We start from the raw sequence: 7,322 nt of genomic DNA, 5'->3' as shown, positions 1-7,322 counted from the left end.
AGCCGGTGGGTTGAGCGAAGCCGGTGGGTTGAGCGAAGCCGGTGGGTTGAGCGAAGCCGGTGGGTTGAGCGAAGCCGAAACCCACCAGCATACCAGGAGCGTGCCATTGCTCCTAAGAAGCCGCCTTAGCTGCTGTGCGCTGACGCCGACGTCCTACCGTTTTCACAGGTGCTTCCTCTGGATTTTGTAGTAAGAAAACCACTAGAGGACGGCTTTGAAGTTCGCGGCGAGTTAACCGTTCTAAATCCCGCTCAATTTTCTGTTGCAATCCTGTCCAGTCAATTTCTGGTTGTTTTTTGTCATCAAAGGATTTGGCAAAGTCTGTCCACCCATCGCTCAATGTTCGTTCAATCGTCTTAATCACTAACTGCTGAAGCAAGGATTTCTCCACACTGGCGACCACACCCCGCAGGTGTATTTCCGGTTGGGCGAGGAGTTTACCCTCCCAACTTACGGCGGCGGCGACAGTCACTACACCATCTCCTGCAAGCTGCTGACGTTCCTTAAGCACTTCATGATGCACGATACCTGATCGATCCACTAGCTCAATACCAGAGGGGACTTGACCGACAACGCTAATACTATCCTCAGTTAATTCCACCACATCCCCGTTATCGGTAATCACAATATTTTCCGCTGGTATACCCATACTTTGTGCCATTTTCCCATGTTGGATCAGCATCCGATGTTCCCCGTGAACGGGCATGAAAAACTTGGGTCGCGTCAAGGCGAGCATCAGCTTATGATCTTCTTGAGCGCCATGACCCGAAACGTGAATCCCTTGATGGCGTCCATAGATCACGTTTGCCCCTTGCATCATCAGGCGATCAATGGTGTTGACAACGGCGATTGTATTACCGGGAATGGGATTAGCAGAGAAAACAACCGTGTCACCTTCTTGAATTTTCAGTTTCCGGTGTTCTCCTTTGGAAATACGGGTGAGAGCAGCCAGGGGTTCACCTTGAGACCCAGTGGTTAAAATTAACACTTTTTCTGGGGGTAAACTATGGGCGGCGTGGAGTGGCTCAAATAAGCTATCGGGACATTTTATATACCCCAGATTCCGAGCTTGAGCAATAACATTGAGCATGGAACGACCGACAACCGACACCACTCGGTTTTGTTTTTGTGCCAGATTTAAGATGAGTTGCACTCGATGAACCGATGAGGCAAATGTGGTGACCAGGATTCGTCCCGGTGCTTGGGAGAAAATGCGATCCAGGTTGGGATAGACGGACGCTTCGGAAGGGGTGTGTCCGGGAACTTCAGCGTTGGTAGAATCGCTGAGGAGACAAAGCACTCCTTTTTCACCGTGTTCGGCTAACCTCTGGAGATCAAAGTATTCACCATCGACCGGGGTATGATCAACTTTAAAGTCTCCGGTGTGGATAACAACCCCAACGGGCGTGTGAATCGCTACGGTAAAACTATCGGCAATGGAGTGAGTGTTGCGAATATATTCAACCATAAAGTAAGAACCGATCCGCACCATGTCACGAGGACTAACCGAATTTAACTTTGTGCGATCGGCAACTCCTGCTTCCTCGAGTTTGCCTTTCAGCAGCGCCATCGCCAGTCGAGGTCCGTGAATGACGGGAATATCAAATTGCTTCAAGTGATAGGGAAGTCCACCAATATGATCTTCGTGACCATGGGTGACAATCATGCCCTTGATTTTATGGCGATTTTCCCGCAAATAGGTCATATCGGGCAGAACGATATTAACCCCGTGCATTTCATCATTAGGAAATCCTAATCCTGCATCCAAGAGAATAATTTCATCGTTGAACTCGAAAATACAGGTATTTTTGCCAATTTCATGCAGCCCACCTAAGGGAATTATTTTTAGAGCGGCTGAAGATTTATTACTAGTCAATTTGCCTCCTTTGAGATTTCTATTTCTCATTAATTACAACGTTAAACCTGAATTGAAAATTGCCGTTTTTTAGAAAATAAATTTTGGGCAATAAACTAATCTTAATCTAATCTAGACTAACTCAAGTTTGTTAGAAGTGGTAGTCATTCTTATTCGAGTTATGCGTGAACCTATCGAAAAGAAAGAACATAAGATCTGATCAATAATTGAAAACGGCTATCAAAAACCGACATGAAAGAACAAGGGGTTACCATTCAAAACGATATCCTTGGCTTAATGCCTGCTGTCATGAATTCAACTGGACTAACAAGTCGTTTTATTATGAAAACTGAGCTTGTTTCTAGAGTTTATCGATAAAAATATGGAATTATCTATCAATGATCACTCTAGCACCTCAATGGGCAAGGGGCAGATAATAGGCTACTTTAGCCAAACAATTAAGAGCCGTTCATAGATAAATGTTTTGTTTTATTTTAAGGGCAATTTAACTCTCCTAATATGAACATTGATGAGAATTTATAGTAAAGAAAGCTCTTGGAGAACCGTCTTGACTTGTTGTTGCAATTCCATAGGCAGATCACTCAATGGTGGACGCGGTGAACCGACATCCCATCCTTGGAGTTTTAATGCAGCTTTGAGTGGAATAGGATTGGCAGTACAAAACAAGACTTTAAATAAAGGAAAAAGCTTTAAGTGAATGTCTTTAGCTAGGTCTGTTTGACCCGCTTGGAAAGCCTGGATCATCTGCTGGAGTTCTCGACCAACTAGATGGGAGGAAACACTGACTACGCCACTTGCCCCTAGTGCTAATAAAGCTAAGGTAAAGGAATCTTCTCCTGAGTAAATGGCAAAATCCGGTGGTGTTAAACGTCGCACTTGACTGCCTTGCTCGAAGCTGCCACTTGCCTCTTTAATCGCTACAATATTGGGAATTTCCGCTAAACGGGCAACGGTTTCCGGTTGGAGGTTTTGACCCGTGCGGCTAGGTACATTATAGAGCATCACAGGCAAGTCAGGACTGGATTTGGCAATTGCCTGGAAATGATTATAGAGTCCCTCTTGTGGGGGTTTATTGTAATAGGGAACGACTTGTAATGAACCATCTACCCCTAGTTTAGCGACTTTTTGGGTAGCTGAGATCGCTTCTTGGGTGGAATTTGACCCTGTGCCAGCAATTACCTTGGCTTTACCCGCCACCGCTTTTTGCACCACCTGAAATAACTGGCACTCTTCATCCCATGTCAATGTCGGTGATTCACCCGTCGTACCACAGACGACGACGGTATCGGTACCCTGCTGTACTAAATGAGCCGCTAATTCCTCAGCAACCTGATAATTCACACTGCCGTCTTCTTTAAACGGCGTAATCATTGCCGTTAATACACGTCCAAAATTGACCACCCTTATTTCACTCCTCTTTGGTCATTAGTTATTGGTCATTGGTCATTAGTCATTAGTTATAAGCCATTGGTCATTAGTTATCGAGCTAAGCAACTCTCAACTAACGACAATAGACGCACAACTGCTTTGCCACAGGATTGAACAAAGGACAAATGACCAAGGACAAACAAATTAATAAGCCATCATTGCTGTTGCTGGCTTTAACCAATTCCGTTCCACCAACAACTCGGCAATTTGTACGGCATTCAAAGCTGCCCCTTTGCGAATTTGGTCACCACTCAACCAAATCTCTAATCCACACGGATGAGACAAGTCTTGTCGAATGCGTCCCACCAGTACATCGTCCTTACCCGTAGCATCTATAGGCATGGGGAAATAATTCGCCTGCCAATCTTCCACCAGTCGCACTCCCGGTGCATTGGCAAGTAGATCCTTGGCTGTGGCGACAGACATGGGTTGAGCAAACTCTAGATTAATCGCTTCTGAGTGAGCTCGCAGCACAGGAACTCGAACACAAGTAGCGCTGATTCGGATCTGGGGATCATTGAAAATCTTGCGGGTTTCATTAACCATTTTCATCTCTTCCTCACAATACCCCTGATCATTCAACGGAGAATTGTGGGGAAACAGGTTAAACGCCAAGGGGTAGGGAAAGCTTTCCGTTGGTGGCGTTTGCTCCTGCAAAATTGCCTGCGCCTGTACTTTTAGTTCTTCCATCGCCCGTCTACCTGCACCGCTAGCCGATTGATAGGTAGCGGCAATAATCCGTTGGACGGGTTGCACCCGATGCAGAGGCCAAACGGCTACTGCCATTAGTATTGTCGTGCAGTTGGGATTGGCAATAATCCCTTTATGCTTCGCCGCCGCTTCCGGATTGACCTCAGGAATAACCAGTGGTACATCAGGATTCATGCGAAAAGCACTGGAATTGTCAACAACCACAGCTCCCTGCTCAACTGCTTTAGATGCCCAAGCTTTAGATGTTGAACCACCAGCCGAGGCTAAAACCAAATCCACCTCTTTAAATGAATCTTCCCCCACGGCTTCCACCGATAGGGATTCGCCTCGAAACTGGAGAGTTTGTCCCGCCGACCGGGGTGAGGCTAAGAGTTTTAGATGGGTAAGGGGAAAGTTGCGGGTTTCTAGTAATTCCAGTAACTCGGCGCCGACTGCACCCGTTGCGCCCAGTATAGCAACGCGAACTTGACTAGACAAATGATCTACCTCCAATTTTTTTTAACACATCGATCCTGTTGAGAGTGATTTAACTGAGCCAGAAAGACCAAGTGAACTACCCAGCGCTCACCCTATCGGGTATAGCATGGGCTTCTGATTTCATTGGGGAATGCCTTAGTTTAGTACAGACCCGCCATGGCGCGTCTGTACGTCCACGCTTCGGTCTTATTTCCCCTCCCTCAGCACAGACGGCTGTCCCATCCGCCTGTATTATTCTGATGCCTTCAGCTCGGATATTTGCTGAAGCGTTACCATCTCTATCATGGTGAGTACCACAACCAGGGCAAGTCCACTCCCTCACTTCTAGCGGCATTTCATCAACCTGGTAGTAGCAGTTTGAACAGAGTTTAGAACTGGGAAACCATCTATCAATCTCTACCAAGACCTTACCCTCTTTCTCTAGTTTGTACGATAGAAAATTGACAAACATCCCCCACCCAGCATCCGATTAAGGAAATTATCTAATCTATATCCTGACAAAATCCATAAGATTTTAACAAAAAAGATGTTTATCTGTGATAACACGACAGACCTAGGTTCGCGCCAATTGACTGAGATATTGCCGTTGGCTTGCCCTTAAAGGGACAGATTAACGATAACAGTTCTCGTTCGGACTTGATGAGTAGGCTAGCTCAATGCATTAGTACAGGGTGACATAGATAACTCATTCGTCAAAATTATTTCCCAGCTTCCAGACGAAGCCGACTACGTCTGCTGGAGAAGGCTGCCCCAGTTCTCCCGGCTTCGACAGTGGAAAACGTCTGCCGAGCTGGTCTAGAGGGTAGATTCGCTGCTGTAGACGCTCTGAATGTACTATCATCAGATACGGAAACCCCTCCAGACAGACTCCATCTATGTCTCTTTTATACCCTGAAACAATGACTAGAACTCAAATTAACTAGTTGTCAGACTAGCATATCATGAGGTGTTTGGATTAGCCTGTGACAGCTCTACACACTGACTCTTACGAGTACAGCGTGGGCTTGTAGAGGAGCCTTTGTCATTAGCCTGAGTGTTTCGCTCTCTTACACAAGCACGCTCGTTATCCCAGGATAGATACTTGGTGAACGTACAGACTGTCTATGTTTGGTCGGGAACTTGTTCCAGTTTTGAACAATACGGTTCTTTGATTTTACATTCGGCGCTGTGGAGAGGGGAAGTGTTGAGAACAGAAAACTTAGGGATAACATGGGCGAGGAACACCACATCCATTCTGGATGCCATGCCACTATGATTGGCATTACTGGCGATTTATCCCACCTCTGCAACAGCAGTAGGGCGTGGGAAACCTATCGCCGGATTCGCTAAAGAGCTAAAATTCAGTTGTCTCCAAAAAAAGCGTCAATGAAAGTTACTCAGGAAAAACTCCCCAAGAGCCAACTCGGTCTGGAAATTGAGATTCCCGCCGAAACGACCAAGAAGGTCTACGAGAAGGTCGTGCAAAATCTTGCCCGCTCTGCCAACATTCCTGGGTTTCGCAAGGGAAAGGTGCCGCGTCAAATTTTGCTCCAGCGCCTCGGTCCGGGACGGATCAAAGAAGCAGCGCTGGAAGATTTGGTACAAAATAGTTTACGGGACGCCCTGAGCCAAGAAACCATTGAGGCACTGGGCAACTATAAGTTGGTTTCCACCTTTGAAGAACTGCTGAGTCAGTTCCAGCCGGGACAACCGTTAACATTCTCGGCATCGGTGGATGTGCCTCCAGAAATCAATTTGGGAGACTACAGGAATCTCAGCGTCAAAGCCGAAGAGGTTAAGTCAGACCCTGAGGCGGTGGATAAATTTTTGGCAGAACGTCAGGTTCAGCACGCCACGCTGATTCCCGTCGAATCGCGCCCCGCCCAAATGGGTGATGTGACGGTTGTGGATTATAAGGGTCGTTTGACACCTGAGGGAGAGGAATCTGTTGATATTTCTGGCGGTGAGGCGACTGACTTTCAGCTGGAACTCGAAGAAGGACGGTTTCTGGCTGACATTGTGCAGGGAATTGTGGGCATGACACCGGGGGAAACCAAAGAGGTGCCGGTGACGTTTCCGGAGGATTATCCGCGAGAGGATTTAGCCAGCAAGAGTGCTGTCTTTACTCTTACCCTCAAAGAACTCAAGGAAAAAGAGTTACCCGAACTCGACGACGACTTCGCCCAAGACATTAGCGAAGAGGAAACCATCAGCGAATTGCGCGACTCCTTGGCAGAACAATTTACCGAAAAAGCCGAGCAAGAAACCAAAACCAATAAAGAAAACGCTCTGATCGAAGCGCTGGTGGCACAAGTTGAGATTGACCTACCCGAAACCCTGATTGAGCGGGAAGTCCAGACGATATTAACCCAGACTGCGATCCAGATGGAGAACTACGGGATGGATCTGCAGAAAGTGTTTACAGCGGAAATGATGCCCCAACTGCGTCAGCGTTCGCGTCCCGATGCGATCGCACGCCTGCGCCAATCCCTTGCCCTTGAGGAACTGGCTAAACGGGAATCACTTACTGTGGATGATGAACAGATGGATGCCAAATGTCAAGAAGTGATGAAACAATTGGCAGGGCAAGATGTCGATCCGCAACGCTTGCGGGAGTACGTTAAAGCCGATTTGCTCAAAGAGAAAGCCCTTGAATGGTTGGAAGAACACGCTACCATTGAACTGGTTCCTCAAGGCTCACTAGCGACAGAAGAAACAACGGATACACCGGAAAATATCTCTGAGGCAAGTGAAGACGCCGCCGATCAGCCTGAAGCCACGGCTGATCAAGACAGCGAGGAAACATCACCCACCCCTGATGCTTCTGAACAAACGGCAGCGAGCGAATAAA

At 47.2% G+C, this 7,322-nt stretch carries 6 protein-coding genes; 1 reads left to right on the top strand and 5 read right to left on the bottom strand.

Features of this window, described 5'->3' with window-relative positions; translation table 11 throughout:
• Positions 1-112: 112 nt before the first annotated feature.
• The 5 genes from ACLGGO_RS22700 to ACLGGO_RS22680 form a co-directional block, all read right to left on the bottom strand.
• Positions 113-1,906, bottom strand: a complete 1,794-nt coding sequence (locus tag ACLGGO_RS22700) for a ribonuclease J (RefSeq protein WP_446421007.1) — start codon at positions 1,904-1,906, stop codon at positions 113-115.
• 486 nt (positions 1,907-2,392) lie between these two features.
• Entirely contained in the window at positions 2,393-3,277 is an 885-nt protein-coding gene (gene dapA / locus ACLGGO_RS22695) for a 4-hydroxy-tetrahydrodipicolinate synthase (protein WP_446338172.1), read from the bottom strand.
• A 171-nt stretch (positions 3,278-3,448) separates the two neighbouring features.
• Entirely contained in the window at positions 3,449-4,492 is a 1,044-nt protein-coding gene (locus ACLGGO_RS22690) for an aspartate-semialdehyde dehydrogenase (RefSeq protein ID WP_446338173.1), read from the bottom strand.
• A 76-nt stretch (positions 4,493-4,568) separates the two neighbouring features.
• Positions 4,569-4,943 carry a zinc ribbon domain-containing protein gene (locus tag ACLGGO_RS22685; protein WP_446421006.1) on the bottom strand — a complete coding sequence of 125 codons (375 nt, stop codon included), beginning with the start codon at positions 4,941-4,943 and terminating at the stop codon, positions 4,569-4,571.
• A 650-nt stretch (positions 4,944-5,593) separates the two neighbouring features.
• Positions 5,594-5,737 carry a hypothetical protein gene (locus ACLGGO_RS22680; protein WP_446338174.1) on the bottom strand — a complete coding sequence of 48 codons (144 nt, stop codon included), beginning with the start codon at positions 5,735-5,737 and terminating at the stop codon, positions 5,594-5,596.
• A 120-nt stretch (positions 5,738-5,857) separates the two neighbouring features.
• On the opposite strand from ACLGGO_RS22680, the gene tig reads away from it, so the two are divergent.
• Positions 5,858-7,321 carry a trigger factor gene (gene tig, locus ACLGGO_RS22675; protein WP_446421005.1) on the top strand — a complete coding sequence of 488 codons (1,464 nt, stop codon included), beginning with the start codon at positions 5,858-5,860 and terminating at the stop codon, positions 7,319-7,321.
• The last annotated feature ends 1 nt before the right edge of the window (position 7,322 follow it).

Source organism: Coleofasciculus sp. (assembly GCF_046565525.1).
Lineage (GTDB): Bacteria > Cyanobacteriota > Cyanobacteriia > Cyanobacteriales > Coleofasciculaceae > Coleofasciculus.
Note: the sequence above shows the minus strand (reverse complement) of the source record. Positions and strands in the feature narration are given on the sequence as shown.